The organism is Arthrobacter sp. Y3223164, from assembly GCF_059091005.1.
Window position 1 is genome coordinate 1 of record NZ_JBNHGF010000842.1, and the last position, 467, is coordinate 467.

The following is a 467-nucleotide window of genomic DNA, read 5'->3' on the forward strand; positions in this document are numbered from 1 at the left end:
GCCTCGTCGCTCAGGGCCACCCGCCCGGCCAGCCCGCGCTCGTCCGCCACGGCCCGCACCAGCAGGGACTCGATGTCGTCGGCGGTCAGCGGCTGCAGCGTCAGCAGCAGCGAGCGGGACAGCAGCGGCGAGACCACGGAGAACGACGGGTTCTCGGTGGTCGCGGCGACCAGCACCACCCAGCGGTTCTCGACGCCGGGCAGCAGCGCGTCCTGCTGCGCCTTGTTGAAGCGGTGGATCTCGTCCAGGAACAGCACGGTGGTAATCCGGTGCAAGTCGCGGGCGGTCAGGGCCTCGTCCATCACCCGGCGCACGTCCTTGACGCCGGCGGTGATGGCGGAGAGCTCCACGAACTTGCGGCCGGGACCGCGGGCGATCACGTGCGCCAAGGTGGTCTTGCCGGTGCCCGGCGGGCCCCACAGGATCACCGAGGACGGCCCCGCCGGTCCGGTGGCCGCACCGCCGGC

At 73.0% G+C, this 467-nt stretch carries 1 protein-coding gene; it reads right to left on the reverse strand.

Annotated elements, in window-relative coordinates; genetic code table 11:
• Window positions 1–467 (reverse strand): AAA family ATPase (locus AC5RUJ_RS18320; protein WP_494156527.1); only part of this gene is annotated, 467 nt, incomplete at both ends.